At 70.6% G+C, this 18,135-nt stretch carries 15 protein-coding genes and 1 pseudogene; 5 read left to right on the top strand and 11 right to left on the bottom strand.

Annotation, left to right across the window (positions count from 1 at the left end):
* Positions 1 to 59: 59 nt before the first annotated feature.
* The 4 genes from DTL70_RS24875 to DTL70_RS24860 all read left to right on the top strand — a co-directional run bounded on the left by DTL70_RS24875 (position 60) and on the right by DTL70_RS24860 (position 4,022).
* Positions 60 to 548 (top strand): Lrp/AsnC family transcriptional regulator, encoded by a 489-nt coding sequence (locus DTL70_RS24875; RefSeq protein WP_181861062.1) that lies wholly within the window; start codon positions 60 to 62, stop codon positions 546 to 548.
* Entirely contained in the window at positions 533 to 1,939 is a 1,407-nt protein-coding gene (locus tag DTL70_RS24870) for an aspartate aminotransferase family protein (protein WP_114024168.1), read from the top strand. The genes DTL70_RS24875 and DTL70_RS24870 overlap by 16 nt, the downstream gene beginning before the upstream one ends.
* Positions 1,940 to 2,070: 131 nt before the next feature.
* Positions 2,071 to 2,847, top strand: coding sequence for an ABC transporter ATP-binding protein (locus DTL70_RS24865; RefSeq protein WP_114024167.1), 777 nt, complete (start codon positions 2,071 to 2,073; stop codon positions 2,845 to 2,847).
* Positions 2,829 to 4,022, top strand: coding sequence for a hypothetical protein (locus tag DTL70_RS24860; protein WP_114024166.1), 1,194 nt, complete (start codon positions 2,829 to 2,831; stop codon positions 4,020 to 4,022). Before DTL70_RS24865 ends, DTL70_RS24860 begins: the two co-directional genes overlap by 19 nt.
* Before the next feature lie 95 nt (positions 4,023 to 4,117).
* Here the strand turns inward: DTL70_RS24860 and DTL70_RS24855 are convergent, their stop codons facing one another.
* The 9 genes from DTL70_RS24855 to rpsB form a co-directional block, all read right to left on the bottom strand.
* Entirely contained in the window at positions 4,118 to 5,305 is a 1,188-nt protein-coding gene (locus tag DTL70_RS24855; protein ID WP_114024165.1) for an ABC transporter ATP-binding protein, read from the bottom strand.
* The gene (locus DTL70_RS24850) at positions 5,306 to 6,940 is read right to left on the bottom strand and encodes an ABC transporter permease (protein ID WP_114024164.1); all 1,635 of its coding nucleotides are present in this window, start codon (positions 6,938 to 6,940) and stop codon (positions 5,306 to 5,308) included.
* A 56-nt stretch (positions 6,941 to 6,996) separates the two neighbouring features.
* Positions 6,997 to 8,073, bottom strand: a complete 1,077-nt coding sequence (locus tag DTL70_RS24845; protein ID WP_114024163.1) for a thiamine ABC transporter substrate-binding protein — start codon at positions 8,071 to 8,073, stop codon at positions 6,997 to 6,999.
* A 250-nt stretch (positions 8,074 to 8,323) separates the two neighbouring features.
* Entirely contained in the window at positions 8,324 to 9,430 is a 1,107-nt protein-coding gene (gene rlmN / locus DTL70_RS24840; RefSeq protein WP_114024162.1) for a dual-specificity RNA methyltransferase RlmN, read from the bottom strand.
* A gap of 37 nt (positions 9,431 to 9,467) precedes the next feature.
* Positions 9,468 to 10,676: a phosphatidate cytidylyltransferase gene (locus DTL70_RS24835; protein WP_114024161.1), complete on the bottom strand. Its 1,209-nt coding sequence runs from the start codon at positions 10,674 to 10,676 to the stop codon at positions 9,468 to 9,470.
* A gap of 40 nt (positions 10,677 to 10,716) precedes the next feature.
* Complete coding sequence (frr, locus tag DTL70_RS24830; protein WP_114024160.1) at positions 10,717 to 11,274, bottom strand: ribosome recycling factor; 558 nt, start codon at positions 11,272 to 11,274, stop codon at positions 10,717 to 10,719.
* Positions 11,275 to 11,584: 310 nt separating this feature from the next.
* Positions 11,585 to 12,340, bottom strand: a complete 756-nt coding sequence (pyrH, locus tag DTL70_RS24825) for a UMP kinase (RefSeq protein ID WP_114024159.1) — start codon at positions 12,338 to 12,340, stop codon at positions 11,585 to 11,587.
* A gap of 196 nt (positions 12,341 to 12,536) precedes the next feature.
* Positions 12,537 to 13,373 carry a translation elongation factor Ts gene (gene tsf / locus DTL70_RS24820; protein ID WP_114024158.1) on the bottom strand — a complete coding sequence of 279 codons (837 nt, stop codon included), beginning with the start codon at positions 13,371 to 13,373 and terminating at the stop codon, positions 12,537 to 12,539.
* 156 nt (positions 13,374 to 13,529) lie between these two features.
* Positions 13,530 to 14,471: a 30S ribosomal protein S2 gene (rpsB, locus tag DTL70_RS24815; RefSeq protein WP_114024157.1), complete on the bottom strand. Its 942-nt coding sequence runs from the start codon at positions 14,469 to 14,471 to the stop codon at positions 13,530 to 13,532.
* Positions 14,472 to 14,961: 490 nt separating this feature from the next.
* Here rpsB and DTL70_RS24810 point away from each other — a divergent pair.
* Positions 14,962 to 15,711, top strand: a pseudogene (locus DTL70_RS24810) (peptidoglycan DD-metalloendopeptidase family protein); the annotation flags it as partial.
* A gap of 622 nt (positions 15,712 to 16,333) precedes the next feature.
* Here the strand turns inward: DTL70_RS24810 and DTL70_RS24805 are convergent.
* Positions 16,334 to 16,873, bottom strand: coding sequence for a TetR/AcrR family transcriptional regulator (locus tag DTL70_RS24805; protein WP_114024156.1), 540 nt, complete (start codon positions 16,871 to 16,873; stop codon positions 16,334 to 16,336).
* 288 nt (positions 16,874 to 17,161) lie between these two features.
* Positions 17,162 to 18,016: an RNA polymerase sigma factor WhiG gene (whiG, locus tag DTL70_RS24800; RefSeq protein WP_114015894.1), complete on the bottom strand. Its 855-nt coding sequence runs from the start codon at positions 18,014 to 18,016 to the stop codon at positions 17,162 to 17,164.
* Between the last annotated feature and the right edge of the window lie 119 nt (positions 18,017 to 18,135).

Below are 18,135 nucleotides of genomic sequence, written 5' to 3'. Positions count from 1 at the left end.
TCCGAACGCTGCGGATTACATCGCTCACGGGTTGCGGGACGGAGGAGGTCTCATGCACAGTGACACCTGTGGCTCGCGACTCGAAGAAGACAGGCGGCTCCTCCTCCCTGGATGCCGTGTCCCTGGCGATCATCGAACAGCTCCAGGAGGACGGACGGCGTCCGTACGCCGCCATCGGCAAGGCCGTAGGCCTGTCCGAGGCGGCCGTGCGGCAGCGCGTCCAGAAGCTCCAGGAGCAGGGCGTCATGCAGATCGTCGCCGTGACGGATCCGCTGACCGTCGGCTTCATGCGCCAGGCGATGCTCGGCATCACGGTCGACGGTGACGTGGAACCGGTCGCCGACGCGCTCGCGCAGATCGACGAGGTCGACTACGTCGTGATCGCGGCGGGCTCGTACGACCTGCTGGTCGAGATCGTGTGCCACGACGATGACCATCTCCTCGAGCTGATCAACAAACGCATCCGGACCATGCCGGGCGTGCGCTCCACGGAGAGCTTCGTCTACCTCAAGCTGCGCAAGCAGACCTACACATGGGGAACGCGATAAAAGTGAGCAAGGACAGTCAGGCCGACCAGGGGCACAAGGACCTCTCCCGCACCGCACACGACCACCTGTGGATGCACTTCACCCGCATGTCGTCGTACAGGGACGCACCGGTGCCGACCATCGCCCGCGGTGAGGGCGTCTACATCTACGACACCGACGGCAAGCGCTACCTCGACGGCCTGGCGGGCCTGTTCGTCGTCCAGGCGGGGCACGGCCGCGCCGAGCTGGCAGAGGCGGCCAACAAGCAGGCGCAGGACCTGGCCTTCTTCCCCATCTGGTCCTACGCGCACCCCAAGGCCGTCGAGCTGGCCGAGCGGCTGGCCCACTACGCGCCGGGCGACCTGAACAAGGTCTTCTTCACCACTGGCGGGGGTGAGGCCGTCGAGACGGCCTGGAAGCTGGCCAAGCAGTACCACAAGCTGACCGGCAACCCGATGAAGCACAAGGTCATCTCGCGGGCCGTCGCCTACCACGGCACGCCGCAGGGCGCCCTGTCCATCACCGGCCTGCCGGCGCTCAAGGCACCCTTCGAACCGCTGGTCCCCGGCGCGCACAAGGTGCCGAACACCAACATCTACCGCGCCCCGCTCCACGGCGACGACCCGGAGGCCTTCGGCCGCTGGGCCGCCGACCAGATCGAGCAGCAGATCCTCTTCGAGGGCCCGGAGACCGTCGCCGCGGTCTTCCTGGAGCCGGTGCAGAACGCGGGGGGCTGCTTCCCGCCGCCGCCCGGCTACTTCCAGCGGGTCCGCGAGATCTGCGACCAGTACGACGTGCTGCTCGTCTCGGACGAGGTCATCTGCGCCTTCGGCCGGCTGGGCACGATGTTCGCCTGCGACAAGTTCGGGTACGTGCCCGACATCATCACCTGCGCCAAGGGCATGACCTCCGGGTATTCTCCGATAGGCGCCGCGATCATCTCCGACCGCCTCGCCGAGCCGTTCTACCAGGGCGACAACACCTTCCTGCACGGCTACACCTTCGGCGGCCACCCGGTCTCCTCGGCCGTCGCCCTGGCCAACATCGACATCTTCGAGCGCGAGGGCCTCAACCAGCACGTGCTCGACAACGAGGCGAAGTTCTTCCAGACGCTGCAGAAGCTGCACGACCTGCCCATCGTCGGCGACGTGCGCGGCAACGGGTTCTTCTACGGCATCGAACTCGTCAAGGACAAGGCCACCAAGGAGACGTTCACGGACGAGGAGTCCGAGCGGGTGCTCTACGGCTTCCTGTCCAAGGCACTGTTCGAAAACGGCCTCTACTGCCGCGCCGACGACCGGGGTGACCCGGTCATCCAGCTGGCACCGCCGCTGATCTCCGACCAGAAGGTCTTCGACGAGGCCGAACAAATCCTGCGGTCCGTGCTGACGGAGGCGTGGACGAAGCTGTAAACCGCCTCCTGTCGCTCCTCACATCGGTCCGTACGAGGGCGGGGGCATCGGTTCCAGTGACCGATGCCCCCGCCTCTCGTTTCACCCTCCAGAGGGAACGAAGGATCGCGATGTTGAGTGGAGGTGCCCGCATGGCCGCCCCGCCGGACGACGTGCTCTGGGCCCGCGGACTGCACTACGCCTACGACGGCTCACCCGCCCTGCAGGGCGTCTCCTTCGGCATCCGGGAGGGAGAGGTCGTCGCCGTCAGCGGCCCTCGGGGCAGCGGAAAGACCACTTTGCTGCGCTGTCTGTCCGGACAGACGCTTCCGGAAGCGGGCGAGGTCTGGTTCAACAGCTCCCCCGTGCACACACTCGGCCGCGCGGCCCGCGAACGGCTGCGGCTGCACCGGTTCGGCTGGATCGACAGCAGTCCCCACCTCGTCGCCGAGCTGACCGCCTGGGAGAACGCGGCCCTCCCCCTCCTGCTGCACGGTATCGGCTACCGCGCCGCCCGCAAGCAGGCCTGCGCGTGGCTGGACCGGCTGGACGTGGGCGACTGCGCCCGCAAGCGGCCGGGGGCGCTGCGGCAGGCGGAGCGGCAGCGCGTCGCCGTCGCGCGCGCCCTCGTCCACTCCCCCGCCGTGCTCTTCGCCGACGAGCCCACCGCACCGCTCCACCGCACGGACCGCGCCCAGGTCCTGCGCACGCTCAGCGCGGCCGCCCGCTCGCACGGCATCACCGTCGTACTCGCCACCCACGACCTCACGCTCACCCCGACGGCACGGACCGCCGACGAGACCGGTGCCGTCCTCGCCGACCGCATCTTCACCCTGGCGGACGGACGCCGCTCCCGCACCCCTCCCGCCGAGGACCTGCCGGCCCCTGCGAGACCGGAGGGCGCGGCGCCATGCTCACTCTCCGTCTGACTCTGCGGGCATCCCCCCTGGCACTGCTGCTGAGACTGCTGCTCGTGTTCGCGTCAGCAGGAGTCGGCCTCCTCCTGCTCAACGCCCTCTCCCACGCCGTGCAGCACCCCTCCCACCCCGCAGCCGCCCTGCCGGGGCTGCTGTGGTGCCTGGTCCCCCTCGCGGTCACCGCCCGCCTCGCGGCCGCCCTCGTGGCGGCCGAGCCCAGCGCTTCCCTGCGCTCAGGGCTGGACGCGGCGGGGCTGGGCCCCGTACGGCTCCCGCTGCTGGTCGCCCGCACGTCAGCGCTCCCCTGCGCGGTGGGCGGTGGGCTGGCGCTCCTGGTCACGGTGTGGGGGCAAGGCGGCGCCGAAGACGGGGCACCCGTTGTGAGCCTGACCGGCACCACCGCCGAACTGCCGCTCGCGCACGAGGCCCTCCCGCTGCCGGCGGCGCTGACGCTGCTGAGCGCCGTCCCTGTTGTGGCCGCTCTCGCGGCCGCCCGGGCGGCCGGAACAGAGACGGCGTCCGGCGGCACCGCGCCCTGCGCTCGCGCGTCCCACGGGCGACGCTCCACCGGCACGGCCACCGTCGTGGCAGGCCTCGTACTGATCGCAGCCGGGCTGCTGTCGGCCGCCTACGCAGTGCGGGCAGTACGGCACGCACCGGAGACCGCCCGTACGGGGTCGCCGGGCGCAGCGGAACTCGCCTCCTCGCCGCTGGCCGCCGGGTGGCTGCTCACGGCACTCGGACTGGTGCTGGCAGGACCGGCGCTGACCAGCCTGGCCGGACGGCTGCTGACGGCGGGCCGGCCAGGGGCCGTACGGCTGCTGGCGGGGAAGGCACTCACCCGCGAGTCCGCCCTCGCCGGGCGCCCGTTGGCCGCGCTCGGCGTGGTGGGCGCCGCCGCGCTCGTCGCCGTCCGCGCGCGGCTGGCGGAGACGGAGCTGCCCGCCTGGGGGCCTGCGGGGACGCTGGCCGCGGTGCTGGTCGCCTGCTGCCTGGGCGGCGTGGCGCTGGCGGCGATGGCCGGGGCACGCCGCTCCAGGGCGCCGCTGGCACTGCTTCTCGAGCGGCTCGGCGCCTCTCGCGGGACGCAGCGCGCGGTGGCCGCGGTGCGGGTGGCGGTCGTCGCGACGGTGTTCACGACGCTGACGCTGGTGGCAGGCCTACTGACTCCGCTGCCCTCGCACTGACACTGGCCTTCGGCCCGCGCTGCCTGCGGGACCCCACGCGTACGGACTCCGGCCCGTGCGTGCTCCGGTGGCGTTTCCGTGCGCGCCGGCGCTGGTCACGCGTCCTTGGACACGTCCCCCCTGAACGGCTCGCCGGGGGAGAGACCGGGTCGAGGACTGCCGTTGTCTGTTTCGGCGTCCCTTGCGTCCGTTCGGGGGCTGCTGCCCTCCTCCCTTTCGAAGTCCCCTTGCTGCGTTCCGACGCTCCCTTCGTCCGGTCCGGTGAGGGCGACCACCTCTCGTGGGTCGAAGACGGCGCCTACTTCCGCGCCCTCCTCGGGGGCGTCGCGCAGGGTGCAGGCGGCCTCCAGAGGCGGCCCGTCGTGCGGGCGCAGCAGCACGGTGACCGTGGACGCGTCCCCGCCCCGGAACGTACGCGCCTCCACGGTGCAGCGCAGCCCCTCCTGCGGAGCACGCAGCGAGACCCCTCCCGGGCGCACGAGCAGTTGGGTGGCGCCCTGCGGCGTGCCCTCGGGGACCGGCAGTTTGCCCCAGGCTGTGTCGGCCGCCTGACCGCCCACGGTGGCGGGGACGAGATTGTCGAAGCCGAGGAAGCGGGCGACGAAGGGGGAGGCGGGGCGCTGCCAGACCTCCAGCGGCGTACCGGTCTGCGCGATACGGCCGCCCCTCATGACCACCACCCGGTCGGCGAGTGCGAAGGCCTCGCCGTGGTCGTGCGTGACGGCGAGCACCGTGGTGCCCAGCCGCTGGAAGAGAGCCCTCAGTTCGACGACGAGGCGCTCGCGCAGCCCGCGATCGAGCTGCCCCAGCGGCTCGTCCAGCATCAGCACCCGGGGCTCGGGAGCCAGCGCGCGGGCCAGTGCCACGCGCTGCTGCTCGCCGCCGGACAGTGCTGTCACACTGCGCCGTCCCGCCCAGGGCAGCCCGACCATATCCAGCAGTTCGGCGACCCTGCGCTCGGTCTCGGCCCGGCCGGTACGGTGCATGCGCGGCCCGAAGGCGACGTTTCCGGCCACGTCCCGCTGAGGGAAGAGCTGGTGGTCCTGGAACATCAGGCCGACGCCCCGCTTGTGCGGCGGTACGGCGCTCTGGTCGCGCCCGGAGAGAAGTACGCGCCCCTCGTCGGCTCGTTGGAGTCCGGCGACGACGCGCAGGAGGGTGGATTTCCCACTGCCACTGGGACCCAGCACGCACACCGTCTCGTGCTCAAAGACCTCCAGGTCGACCGCGTCGAGCGCCGTGTGTGTTCCGAACCGTACGGTCACGCCGTCCAGTCGCAGCATTCAGAACTCTCCCTGGCTGTCGGTCCTCACGCGCTCCAACGCGAAGAGAACGGCCGTGCAGACGAGCATCAGGATCGTGCTCAGAGCCATCGCCTGGCCGTAGTTGGACTCCCCCGCGCGGCCCAGCATCCGGGCCACGGCCACCGGCAGTGTCGGCGTGTCCGGGCGCGCGATGAACACGGTGGCGCCGAACTCCCCCAGGGAAACCGCGAAAGCGAAGCCCGCCGCCACCAGGAGGGCCCGGCGCACCAGTGGGAAGTCGACCTCCCTCCAGGCACGCAGGGGGGAGGCTCCCAGTACGGCGGCGGCCTCGCGCAGACGGACGTCCACGGCGCGCAGTACGGGCAGCATCGTGCGGATGACGAAGGGCACGCCCACCAGTGCTTGTGCCAGGGGCACCAGGATCCACGTCGAGCGCAGATCCAACGGGGGCTCATCCAACGCGATGAGGAAACCGAACCCGACGGTGACGGCGGACGTACCCAGCGGCAGCATCAGCAGGGCGTCGAATCCGCGCACCAGTCGGCCGGCGCGGGGAGCGCTGCCGTTCGTGCGGGTGACGGTGAGTGCCGCGGCGGCCAGTCCGCCGACCACCAGGGCGAGGGCAGTCGCCACCGCCGCGTACGCGAGGGAGTTGCCGATCGCTTCGACGGGGGCGACGACGAAGGTGGCGCTGTCCGACTGTCCGGCCAGGTCGCGGAAGGAGGTGAGCCCGTATCCGTCCGGCCCGTCGAACGCCCGCTGGACCAGGACCAGCAGCGGCACGACAGTCAGCACGACGATCGTGGCCAGTACGCAGCACAGCACCGTCCACTGGCCGGCCCCCGCCGGGCGCCGTGCGGTGTGTTCGGCAGGCAGCAGACGGAGCGCTGTCTCCCGCTTCCGCAGCGACCAGGCGTGCACCGCCAGCAGTGCCGCCACAGCGACGAACTGGAGCAGCGTGAGCACCGCGGCCGTCGGCAGGTCCAGCAGGGAGGCGGTCTGGCGGTAGATCTCCACCTCCAGCGTGGCGAAGCGCGGTCCGCCGAGCACCTGGATCACGCCGAAGCTGGTGAAGGTGAACAGGAAGACGATGAGGGCCGCGGCGCCGACGGACGGCGCCAGAGCGGGCAGGGTGATACGCCGCCAAGCGGTGAACCGTCCCGCGCCCAGCATCCGCGCCGCTTCCTCCTGGCGCGGGTCCAGCTGCGACCAGAAACCGCCGACCGTACGGACGACGACGGCGTAGTTGAGGACCACGTGTGCCAGCAGGATGGCCCACACGCTGGTGTCCAGCCGCAGTCCGAACCATGCGTCGAGGACCCCTCCGCGCCCGGCGAGGGCGAGGACGGCGGAGCCGACGACCACGGTCGGCAGGACGAACGGCACGGTCACCACGGCGCGCAGCAGCCGCTTGCCGGGGAAGTCGAGCCGCGCGAAGACCCAGGCGGCGGGCAGCGCCAGAGCGAGCGTGAGAGCCGTGGAGGCTGCCGCCTGCCACACGGTGAACCACAGCACCTCCAGGGTGCCCGCGTCACCGAGCACCTGACCGATCCGCTCCAGGTGCCACTGGCCGCCCGCACGCAGACCGCGCCCGACGATGGCGGCGACGGGGTACCCGAAGAAGACGGCGAAGAACGCCACCGGCACGGCCATCAGCCCGAGCCGTACCCAGGTGCCCCGGTCCCGGGCGCCGGTGCGGCCTCGGGGGGCTATTTCACGGCGAGCGAGGTCCACGTCTTGATCCACCGCTCACGGTTCTTGGTGATCTTCTCGGGGGCCAGGGTGGCCGGGTCCTCGATGGTCTGGCCGTACTTGGTGAACAGCTCCGGCAGCTGTGCGTCCTCACGGACCGGGCTGACGAACATCTGCAGCGGCAGGTCCTCCTGGAACCGCTTGCTGAGCAAGAAGTCGAGCAGAGCCTTGCCGCCCTTGCTGTTCTGCGCCCCGTCGAGCAGCCCGGCGTACTCGGTCTGCCGGAAGCACGTCCCCTTGGCGACGCCCGTCGGCGCCTGCGCGGGCGGATTCTTGTCACCCAGCACCTCGACGGGCGGGCTGGAGGCGTAGGAGACGACGAGAGGCTTGTCGCCCTTGCCCTTGCCGCCGCGCGACCCGGTGAAACGGTCGTTGTAGGCCTGCTCCCAGCCGTCGACGACCTCCACGCCGTTGGCCCGCAGCTTCTTCCAGTAGTCCTGCCAGCCCTTCTCGCCGTACTCGGCGACGCTCGCCAGGACGAAAGCCAGGCCGGGCGAGGAGGTGGCGGCGTCCTCGGTCACCAGGAGGTCCTTGTACCGGGGCTTGGTCAGATCGTCCAGGGTGCGCGGAGGTTCGAGTTTCTTGTCCGCGAACCAGGCACGGTCGTAGTTGACGCACACCTCGCCGGTGTCCACGGGGGTGACCCGGTGCTTGTCGCGGTCGGCCTGGAGCCGCCCGGGGACCTTGTTCAGTCCCTTGGCCTCGTACGGCGTGAAGACGCCACGGTCGAGGGGACGGGACAGCAGGGTGTTGTCGACGCCGAAGAAGACGTCTCCCTGCGGGTTGCCCTTGTTGAGAACGGCCTGATTGACGGCGGCTCCGGCGTCGCCGCCACGGAGCACCTTGACCTTGTAGCCGGTCTTCTTGGTGAAGTCGCGCAGGACGGACTTGGAGGCGGCGAAGGAGTCATGCGTGACGAGCGTGACCGTCTTGGAGTCCTCGCCGCCCCCCGAGCCGCCGCAAGCGGTGGCGAGAAGGGCGAGGGTGAGGACGGCTGTGGTGGCAGCGGCGGCGCGCCGCACGTGCGTGTTCATCAAGGCATCGACTTCCTACCCGGCATGACCCGGGCGAGGTTCGAGGGTCTGCGGCACGTACGGGACGCACGGCCGCACTCTCAGCGCTGTGAGCGCTCCCCTGTCGGCTGTTCGGTTGTGGGTGCCGCTACCGGCTGGTCGGTGGCGAGCCGGTATCAGCGTGTGTTCGCGGCCGATGTCGGTCGGCCGGTGAGGTGCCGTTCGGGCACACCTCTTCGAACAGTACCAGTCGGACCCGACCAGGCGAGCGTCAGCGTTCGGTTGCCGCGAGCTGGCCGCACGCCCCGTCGATCTCCTGCCCCCGGGTGTCCCGAACGGTCACCGCCACACCGTGCGAGGCGAGTGTGCGCACGAACTCGGCCTCGTCCTCGGGGCGGGAGGCGGTCCACTTGGAGCCGGGCGTCGGATTGAGCGGGATGAGGTTGACGTGCACCCGCTTGCCCTTCAGCAGCCGCCCCAGCAGGTCGGCACGCCATGCCTGGTCGTTGATGTCCTTGATCAGGGCGTACTCGATGGAGACCCGGCGCCCGGACTTGGCCGCGTACTCCCAGGCCGCGTCCAGCACCTCCCTGACCTTCCAGCGGGTGTTGACGGGGACGAGGGTGTCGCGCAGCTCGTCGTCGGGGGCGTGCAGCGAGACCGCCAGACGGCATTTGAAGCCCTCGTCGGCGAAACGCAGCATGGCCGGCACCAAACCCACGGTGGAGACGGTGATACCCCGCTGCGAGATCCCCAGTCCGTCGGGCTCCGGATCGGTCAGCCTGCGGATCGCCCCGACGACCCGCTTGTAGTTCGCGAGCGGCTCGCCCATGCCCATGAAGACGATGTTGGACAGCCGCGCCGCACCACCGGGCACCTCGCCGTCCCGCAGCGCGCGCATTCCGTCGACGATCTGGTGGACGATCTCGGCGGTGGACAGATTGCGGTCCAGCCCGGCCTGCCCTGTCGCACAGAACGGGCAGTTCATGCCGCAGCCGGCCTGTGAGCTGATGCACATGGTGACCCGGTCCGGATACCGCATCAGCACGGACTCCACCAGCGTCCCGTCGTGCAGCTTCCACAGCGTCTTACGGGTCGCGTCGTCGTCGCAGCTGATGTGCCGCACCACGCTCATCAGTTCGGGCAGCAGCTCGGCGGCCAGCTTCTCGCGAGCGGCGGCGGGGATGTCCGTCCACTGTTCGGGACGGTGCTCCAGCCGCGCGAAGTAGTGCTGCGAGAGCTGCTTGGCGCGAAACGGCTTCTCCCCCGCCGCGGCAACGGCATCGCGCCGCTCGGCGGGGCTGAGGTCGGCGAGGTGCCGCGGCGGCCTCTTGGCTCCGCGCGGCGCGACGAACGTGAGTTCTCCGGGTTTAGGCATGACCTTCCCAGTGTCGCAGACCCGCGACGGTGCTCTCTCAGCCTGCCCCGACGAAGATCACCAGAAGCAGCCAGACGACGGGGGCCGTCGGCAGCAGGGAGTCGAGGCGGTCCATGATGCCGCCGTGCCCCGGCAGCAGGGTGCCCATGTCCTTGATGCCCAGATCGCGCTTGATCATCGATTCGCCCAGGTCGCCCAGGGTGGCGCTGACGGCGACGGCCAGGCCCAGCAGCAGCCCCTGCCACCAGCTGCCGTCGTCGATCAGGAACTGGGTGCACAGCGCCCCCGCCACCATGGCGAACGACACCGCACCGATCAGGCCCTCCCTGGTCTTCCCCGGGCTGATGCGGGGCGCCAGCTTGTGCCGTCCGAAGCGCCAGCCCACGGCGTAGGCGCCGGTGTCGCTGACGACGGTGAGGATCAGGAACGTCAGCACCCGCCACGGCCCGTCGTCGGCCGCCAGCATGAGGGCGACGAAGGTGGCGAGGAACGGGACGTAGAAGGCCGCGAAAAGGCCTGCCGTCACATCCCGCAGATAGTCGGCCGGTGGCTGGGCCATGCGCCACACGAGCACCGCGAGAGCCGTGAGGGCCATCGCCACCCAGGCCCCCTCCGCGCCCCGCAGGTACCCGGCGACGGTCATGGCGGCCCCACCCACCACCAGAGGCACCAGAGGGGCGCTGATGTCCTTGCGCTCCTTGAGCCGCGAGGTCAGCTCCCACAGCCCCACCACCACGGCGACGACGATGACGCCGAGGAAGACCGGCTTGTAGAAGAAGAGCGAGGCCAGGATGACCACGCCGAGCCCGAGACCGACCCCTATGGCGGCCCGCAGGTCCCGTCCGGCACGCTTCTTGCCCTCCCTCGCCGCCGGCGCGGGGGTGGCGCCTGTCGGAACGTCCGACTGCTCGTGCGGACGGTTCGGCTGCGCGTGCGGCCGGTCCTGTTCGGGGGAGAGCGCGCCGCCCGTGGAGTCGGCGGGGCCGGGGCCTGGGACGCCTGGACGTTCCGGGCGGCCGGAGGGGCCGCCATTCTCGTCACCGGAGTCCCCGGGGTCGGACACAATGGGCATACGCCGAGTCTGCGACGCATCACCCCCGACATCGTGCACGGGGACGCTCACGTCGCGCGTGGAGAGGTGACCATCGCCCGGGCGGGGCAGCGCCGACGGGGCGAGGGGCCCCTGCTCGCCAGGGCCCCGGTACCCCGCGTGTGGTTGCGGCGCTCCCCAGGATGAGTCGTTCACAGATAGCAGCCTTCGACCTCGGACCTTGAGACTGGGGACCTCAGACTTCGAGCAGCTCGGCCTCCTTGTGCTTGAGCAGCTCGTCCACCTGTGCGACGTACTTGGCCGTGGTGTCGTCGAGTTCCTTCTCGCCCCTGCGGCCCTCGTCCTCGCCGACCTCGCCGTCCTTGACGGCCTTGTCCATGGTCTCCTTCGCCTTGCGCCGCACGCTGCGAATGGAGATCTTGGCGTCCTCGCTCTTGTTTTTCGCGACCTTGATGTACTCCCGGCGCCGCTCCTCGGTCAGCTCGGGGAACGTCACCCGGATGATATGGCCGTCGTTCGAGGGGTTGACGCCCAGGTCCGAGTCGCGGATGGCCTGTTCGACGTTGCGCAGCGAGCTCTTGTCGAACGGAGTCACCACCGCCATCCGGGGCTCCGGAACGGAGAACGACGCCAGCTGGTTGATCGGCGTGAGCGTGCCGTAGTACTCCGCCACGATCTTGTTGAACATCGCCGGGTGCGCACGGCCGGTGCGGATAGCGGCGAAGTCCTCCTTGGCGACGACGACCGCCTTCTCCATCTTTTCCTCGGCTTCGAGGAGGGTCTCTTCGATCACCACGTGCTCCTGGTTCGATGAATGAGCCTGACTGCTTCATCCGGGGCTGTGAGCTGTCGGCCGCCCCGCGGGCCGCCCCGGCCCCCGCAGTGCACTGATTCCTGCACGGTGTCCGACCGGCAGGCTGTTGTCCATCCCCGTACCGGGCCGTTCCCGTACCGCCGTGTTGCCATACCGCGGCGGTACGAGACCCGTGGCGCGACGCCACAGGCCCGCGTCGCTGTGTGGCCGACACGTTGGGACGCCACCGGCCCGTACCGGCCGCACGACGCCCGGACCACCGACGGGGCCGGGCAGGCGGCTGAGCCGGTCAGGCCCGCGTGCCCTGGTTGCTCACCAGGGTGCCGATCTTCTCACCCTTGACCGCACGGGCGATATTGCCTTCGGCGAGCAGTTCGAAGACGAGGATGGGCAGCTTGTTGTCCCGGCAGAGGGTGATCGCGGTGGCGTCGGCGACCTTGAGATCGCGGGTGATGACCTCGCCGTACTCGAGCGCGTCGAACTTCACCGCCGCGGGGTTGCTCCGCGGGTCGGAGTCGTAGACGCCGTCCACGCCGTTCTTGCCCATCAGCATCACCTCGGCGTTGATCTCCAGCGCACGCTGGGCCGCGGTGGTGTCGGTGGAGAAGTACGGCATGCCCATACCGGCGCCGAAGATGACGACCCGGCCCTTCTCCAGGTGCCGGACGGCGCGCAGCGGGATGTAGGGCTCGGCGACCTGTCCCATGGTGATGGCGGTCTGGACGCGCGAGTCGATGCCCTCCTTCTCCAGGAAGTCCTGGAGCGCGAGGCAGTTCATGACCGTGCCCAGCATGCCCATGTAGTCGGAGCGGGCCCGGTCCATACCGCGCTGCTGCAACTCGGCGCCGCGGAAGAAGTTGCCGCCACCGATGACGACGGCGATCTCTGCGCCGTCCCGGCAGACCGAGGCGATCTCCCGTGCCATCTTGTGCACGACGTCGGGATCGACACCGAGGCCACCACCCCCGGCGAACGCCTCGCCGGAGAGCTTCAGCAGGAAGCGCCGGCGGCTGTCACTGTCGTTGCCGGTGTCATTGCTAGTCATGGAGATCTCCTCGTGCACATACGAAAGAGGCCACTGCCGTCGGACCCTCGCGGTTCCCTCTGCGGCAATGGCCTCCTCGTCACAACTGCCCTGTGCCCGACCTTATCGGGCCCGTGCCGGTTCCGTGTGCGATGCCCGGTGTGTACGGGGCACGCGCCGACGGAACCGACCTGCGGGATACGTCAGGACCGCGCCCTCAGGCGCCGACGCGGAAGCGGGCGAAGCGCTTCAGCGACACACCGGCCTCCTCCAGGACCTTCTGCACGGACTTCTTGTTGTCCTTGGCGAAGGGCTGGTCGAGGAGGGTGTTCTCCTTGAAGAAGCCGTTGACCCGACCCTCGATGATCTTCGGCAGAGCCTGCTCGGGCTTGCCCTCCTCGCGCGCGGTCTCCTCGGCGATGCGGCGCTCGTTGGCGACCGTCTCCTCCGGGATGTCCTCACGGGTCAGGTAGGCCGGGGAGAAGGCGGCGATGTGCTGCGCGACGTCCTTGGCGATGTCGGCGTTCGCCGAGTCCAGCTCGACCAGCACGCCGACCTGCGGGGGCAGGTCCGGGCTCGTGCGGTGCAGGTAGGAGCCGACGAAGGCGCCGGAGAACTGCGCGAAGCGGTCCAGCACGATCTTCTCGCCGAGCGTCGCGTTGGCCTCGTCGACGTAGGCCTGGACGGTCTTGCCGGCCTCGATCTCGGAGGCGAGCAGCGCGTCGATGTCGGCCGGGGAGGTGGCCTCGACGTGCTTGGCGATGGACTCGGCGACGGCCACGAACTTGTCGCCCTTGGCGACGAAGTCCGTCTCGCACTTCAGCTCGACCAGCACGCCGGCGGTGTCGTCGTCGGCAATGAGGGCGACGACCGCGCCGTTCTCCGCGGTGCGGCTCTCGCGCTTGGCGACGCCCTTCTGGCCCTTGACGCGAAGGACCTCGACGGCCTTGTCGACGCTGCCCTCGGCCTCGTCCAGCGCCTTCTTGCAGTCCATCATGCCGGCGCCGGTCAGCTCCCGGAGCTTCTTGACGTCGGCGGCGGTGTAGTTCGCCATGGTCTGTGAATCTCTTCCCGGAAAGTCGAAAAGTCGATGAGGATGGATGTGATCACGTGAACGCGGCCCAGGTCACGGCTGGACGGCGGGGGCGCCCGGCCCCCGCCGTCTCACCACGAACCCCGAGGGCCCACGCGGTTCACGTGGACCGGTCGGTCAGCCCTGCTCGGCAGCGCCCGCCGGCTGCTCGCCCTCGGCGGCCTGCTCGGCCTCGGCGGCGGGCTGTGCCTCGGCGGCGGCCGGCTGCTCCTCGGCGGGCTTCTCGGCCTCGGCGGCGGGCTGTGCCTCGGCCCCGGCCTCGGCGGCCGGCTTCTCGGCGGCCTTCTCGCCCTCCAGGAGGTCGCGCTCCCACTCGGCGAGCGGCTCACCGGCGGCCTTCTCGCCCTTGCCCTCGGCGGAACCGCCGGACGAACGGGCGATGAGGCCCTCGGCGACCGCGTCGGCGATCACACGGGTCAGCAGGGTGACGGAGCGGATCGCGTCGTCGTTGCCCGGGATCTTGTAGTCGACCTCGTCCGGGTCACAGTTGGTGTCGAGGATCGCGACCACCGGGATGTTGAGCTTGCGCGCCTCACCGACGGCGATGTGCTCCTTCTTGGTGTCCACGATCCAGACGGCGCTGGGGACCTTCTGCATCTCGCGGATGCCGCCGAGGGTCTTCTCCAGCTTCGCCTTCTCGCGGGAGAGGACCAGAAGCTCCTTCTTGGTGAGGCCGGAGGCGGCCACGTCCTCGAAGTCGATCTGCTCCAGCTCCTTGAGGCGCTGCAGCCGCTTGTAGACGGTCGAGAAGTTGGTCAGCATGCCGCCGAGCCAGCGCTGGTTCACGTAGGGCATGCCCACGCGGGTGGCCTGCTCGGCGATGGCCTCCTGGGCCTGCTTCTTGGTGCCGACGAACATGATGGAGCCGCCGTGCGCGACGGTCTCCTTGACGAACTCGTAGGCGCGGTCGATGTACGACAGCGACTGGAGCAGGTCGATGATGTAGATGCCGTTGCGCTCGGTGAAGATGAAGCGCTTCATCTTCGGGTTCCAGCGGCGGGTCTGGTGCCCGAAGTGGACGCCGCTCTCCAGCAGCTCCCGCATCGTGACGACGGCCATGGCCGTTCTCCTTGGGTTACTCGGTTGTCGTCAGCGGAGGCGGACGCCTCCGCTTGCCTGACGCCCCTGCGCGCCGCCCTGGGGGGCCGAGTGACGACCGCTCCTGGGACCGAGATGCGCGGCCACCGGGTGAGGATGGCGGGGCGTGCGAAGTCAGCCCGGTCACCCGGGCCGCACCAGCAGTGTACGGGACCGCGGAGGTGGGCCGCGCCGGGCGGGGGCCAAGAGGGCGCGGGGACGGAAGGGACAGATGCGGGGACAGGTGTTGAGAGGTCAGCGGGCCGGCCGTTGACGCCCGTGCCGGCCGAGACCCGTGCCGGCCGAGAAACACGGAAACGGCCGCTCGCGACGGCCCCACCCGCTCACACGGATCCGCGCTCTCACCACCCCATCCGCTCACACGAGTGACGGAGTTGTCCACAACCTGCCGGTTGTCCACAGATCCAGGCCATGATCCCCGAGGGTCGACGATCCGCGCGACGGTTTCCGCATGACACGGCACAGGCCCCCGGCCGAGGGGGCACGCACCAGCACGCGGCCTGAGCGGTCTGCGCGGCGTGAGCGACCTGCGCAGCGTGAGCGACCTGCGGGACTGCCGAGCGGAGAGGTGCGGGCTGCTCCGATGATCGTCCGGGCCGTCCTCGCCTGCCTTGCCGCGCTGAGGGCGTGCTCCCGATTCGGCCCGCCACGCCGCGGACCGCTGCGGTCCGCGGCCGTCCTCGGCGCACTGACGCTGGTGTGGCTGGGGGCGTGGCCGGCGGTTGGCCACGTCGCTGCCCCGGTCCGTACGCCGTGGTCCCCCAAGCCTCCCGCACCCGATGTCCACCCCACGCCCGCGGGTGCGAGAGTCCGCTCGAAGCCCCCAGACGGTCCGGCCACCGCGCACCGGGCCGGCCCCCGGGCCGTCGACCGTCCCGTCGGCCGGAACTGGCCGGTCGACGGGGTGGACGGCGCCCGGCGGCCACGCGTGGACCGCGGCTGGGACCCGCCGCCCCAACGGTGGGCTCCCGGCCACCGGGGGGTGGATCTCGCGGCCCGCCCGGGCCAACCGGTGCGGGCGGTGGCTGCGGGAAAGGTCTCCTTCGCAGGGAAGGTCGCTGGACGCGGAGTCGTCTCGATCGAGCTGTCCGGAACGGGCCGGCCACCACTGCGGACGACCTACCAGTCCGTACGGCCCTCCGTTCACAAGGGCGACCGGGTGGAGGCCGGCGAGAAGGTCGGGACGGTCGTACGGGGGCAGCACTGTCCCCGTACCTGTCTGCACTGGGGGCTCCTGCGCGGCGACCGCTACCTCGATCCGCTCTCCCTGCTGCCCGCGTCCCTGCTGGGCGGCCGATCCCGGCTGCTCCCGATCTTCGGAGTACCGGTCCCCGAAGCGGCGGCAGGTCAGGAACGGAAGTCGGGCAAGGGCATCGCCGCAGCGCACAGAGCCGCGTCTCCAGCCGCCCCCAGCGGCGCGGGAGACCTCGCCGCCTGGAGCGCGACAGCCGCGCTGACGATCTGCGCGCTGTGGGCCCACCGACAGCTGCGGAGCCGGACCGGGCAGCGGGGCGCGCGGAACGCCCGCGACGGCGCGAAACCGTACTCCCCGGCGGACCCCGACGCGCACGCATCGGAACCGCACCCGTCGGCCCGCGTGCTCCGGCCGTCGCCCAGGCGCGGCACGAGTCGGAGAGTGCCGACCAGTCGCGAGCCCCGACCGGCCCCGCGCGGGTCCCAGACGACCGGGCACCAACGCCGGCTCTCACCGAGGCGGCGAGGGTCACCACGCCGACGCCATCGACAGGCGCGCCGCCTCGTCGGCCTCGACCGGCACGACAGACGCGACGGTCTCGACAGCCAGGGCAGCCTGGAAAGCCGGGTCAGCCTCGCACGCCGTTCAGCGCCATGGAGACGGCGGCTTCGGCGATCTGCTCGGGTGCTTCGGCGGCTCCCAGCTCGATGCGGCGTACCCCTGCGTCCACGACTGACTGGAGGAGCATCGCGGCGAGGCGGGGCTGCTCGTGACCGAGATCGCCCAGCGCTTCGACGACCATGGAGATCAGGCCACCGTGCGCGGCCCTGATCCGTTCGCGGGCTCCCACGTCCAGCTCGCCCGCGGAGATGGCGACGACGGCGCGGTGGCGGCGGTCCCCGACGAGCGCGAGCTGCCGGCGAACGTAGGCCTCGACCTTGCCTTCCGGGGTCTCCGCGGCCCGCATCGCCGACTCCACCTCGGCCGCCCACACCGGGAAGTCGACGGCGCACAGCTCTTCCACGACAGCGGCGCGGGAGCGGAAGTACTCGTACACGGAGGAGCGTGCGAGGCCGGTGTGCTGGGCGAGGGCGGGAAAGGTCAACGCTTCGGTCCCGCCCTCGGACAGCAGCGACCGGGCGGCGTCCAACAGGGCCGCACGCTGCATGTTCCGATGCTCGGCCACGGAGGCCGCTCGAATCCTGGGCACGTCTCCAGCTTACGGACCCACGCCCACGGTTCACACGAGTCCTGGCGAATCGATCCTGCCGAGCCTTCCCGACCGCCACATCTTTCCGATGGCCCACCCTTACCGAATGCCGTCCTTTCCGGGCCCGGAGGGGCCGCGGTCCGAGGGGCCCCAGCGGGGCCACGGGTCCGGTGGGGCCACAGGTCCAGCGGGGCCACGGCCCGACGGGGTCGCGGTCCGGCAGCGGACGGTGGCAGGCCGCCTCCGTCAGCGCCCGGCGTCGGCGAGCTTGGCGCGGAGCTGCAGAACCGATTTGGTGTGGATCTGGCTGACCCTGCTCTCGGTGACTCCGAGCACCTGGCCGATCTCGGCGAGGGTGAGCCCCTCGTAGTAGTAGAGAGTGACCACGGTCTTCTCACGGTCCGGCAGGGTGTTGATGGCTCTGGCGAGCAAGCGGCGCAGTTCGCGGTCCTCCGCGACCTCCACCGGGTTGTCCGCGGCGGTGTCCTCGAGCGTGTCCACGAGACTCAGCCGGTCGCCCCCGTCACCGCCGACGTGCAGAAGCTCTTCGAGGGCGACGACGTTGGCGAGTGACAACTGGCTGAAGACGCCGTGCAGTTCTTCCGTCTCGATGCCCATCTCGCCGGCCACCTCGGCTTCCGAGGGACTGCGCCGGAGCCTGGCTTCGAGAGTGGCGTACGCACGCTCGACCGCACGGGCCTTCTGCCGCACCGAGCGGGGGATCCAGTCGAGCGCCCGCAGCTCGTCGATCATCGCTCCGCGGATGCGGGTGATGGCGTAGGTCTCGAACTTGATGGAGCGGGAGGGGTCGAACTTCTCGATGGCGTCGATGAGTCCGAAGACTCCGGAGGAGACGAAGTCGGCCTGCTCCACGTTGGCGGGAAGCCCCACACTGACTCGGCCCGCGACGTACTTGACCAGCGGCGAATAGTGCAGGATCAGCTGTTCGCGCAGCCTGCTGTCGGCCGTGGCCTTGTAGGACCGCCAGAGTTCATCCAGCGAGCTGGGCGCAGTCCTGGGCGCGTTGTCGTCGACCACGGCGCGCGTGACGGCGGAAGCCGCTGCGGCTGTGCGGTCGGGCCCGGAGATGTGCTGAGGCATACGTCGCCTTGAGCCGTTCTGCTGGGTAGTGGTGGTCTGTTGATGCGCGGACACGTGCGTCTCGCGGAGAGACGGTGTGAGCGTAACGTGACCGCGGCATCGCAACGTGCGACGTATCG

The organism is Streptomyces diacarni (genome assembly GCF_003323715.1).
Lineage (GTDB): Bacteria > Actinomycetota > Actinomycetes > Streptomycetales > Streptomycetaceae > Streptomyces > Streptomyces diacarni.
Note: the sequence above shows the minus strand (reverse complement) of the source record. Positions and strands in the feature narration are given on the sequence as shown.

Excerpts from the sequence above, each read along its gene's own strand:
- DTL70_RS24870 (WP_114024168.1), top strand. The coding sequence starts at position 533 with ATGGGGAACGCGATAAAAGTGAGCAAGGACAGTCAGGCCGACCAGGGG.
- DTL70_RS24865 (WP_114024167.1), top strand. The coding sequence starts at position 2,071 with ATGGCCGCCCCGCCGGACGACGTGCTCTGGGCCCGCGGACTGCACTAC.
- DTL70_RS24860 (WP_114024166.1), top strand. The coding sequence starts at position 2,829 with ATGCTCACTCTCCGTCTGACTCTGCGGGCATCCCCCCTGGCACTGCTG.
- DTL70_RS24855 (WP_114024165.1), bottom strand. The coding sequence starts at position 5,305 with ATGCTGCGACTGGACGGCGTGACCGTACGGTTCGGAACACACACGGCG.
- DTL70_RS24850 (WP_114024164.1), bottom strand. The coding sequence starts at position 6,940 with ATGGCCGTGCCGGTGGCGTTCTTCGCCGTCTTCTTCGGGTACCCCGTC.
- DTL70_RS24845 (WP_114024163.1), bottom strand. The coding sequence starts at position 8,073 with ATGAACACGCACGTGCGGCGCGCCGCCGCTGCCACCACAGCCGTCCTC.
- rlmN (WP_114024162.1), bottom strand. The coding sequence starts at position 9,430 with ATGCCTAAACCCGGAGAACTCACGTTCGTCGCGCCGCGCGGAGCCAAG.
- pyrH (WP_114024159.1), bottom strand. The coding sequence starts at position 12,340 with ATGACTAGCAATGACACCGGCAACGACAGTGACAGCCGCCGGCGCTTC.
- tsf (WP_114024158.1), bottom strand. The coding sequence starts at position 13,373 with ATGGCGAACTACACCGCCGCCGACGTCAAGAAGCTCCGGGAGCTGACC.
- rpsB (WP_114024157.1), bottom strand. The coding sequence starts at position 14,471 with ATGGCCGTCGTCACGATGCGGGAGCTGCTGGAGAGCGGCGTCCACTTC.
- DTL70_RS24805 (WP_114024156.1), bottom strand. The coding sequence starts at position 16,873 with ATGCAGCGTGCGGCCCTGTTGGACGCCGCCCGGTCGCTGCTGTCCGAG.
- whiG (WP_114015894.1), bottom strand. The coding sequence starts at position 18,016 with ATGCCTCAGCACATCTCCGGGCCCGACCGCACAGCCGCAGCGGCTTCC.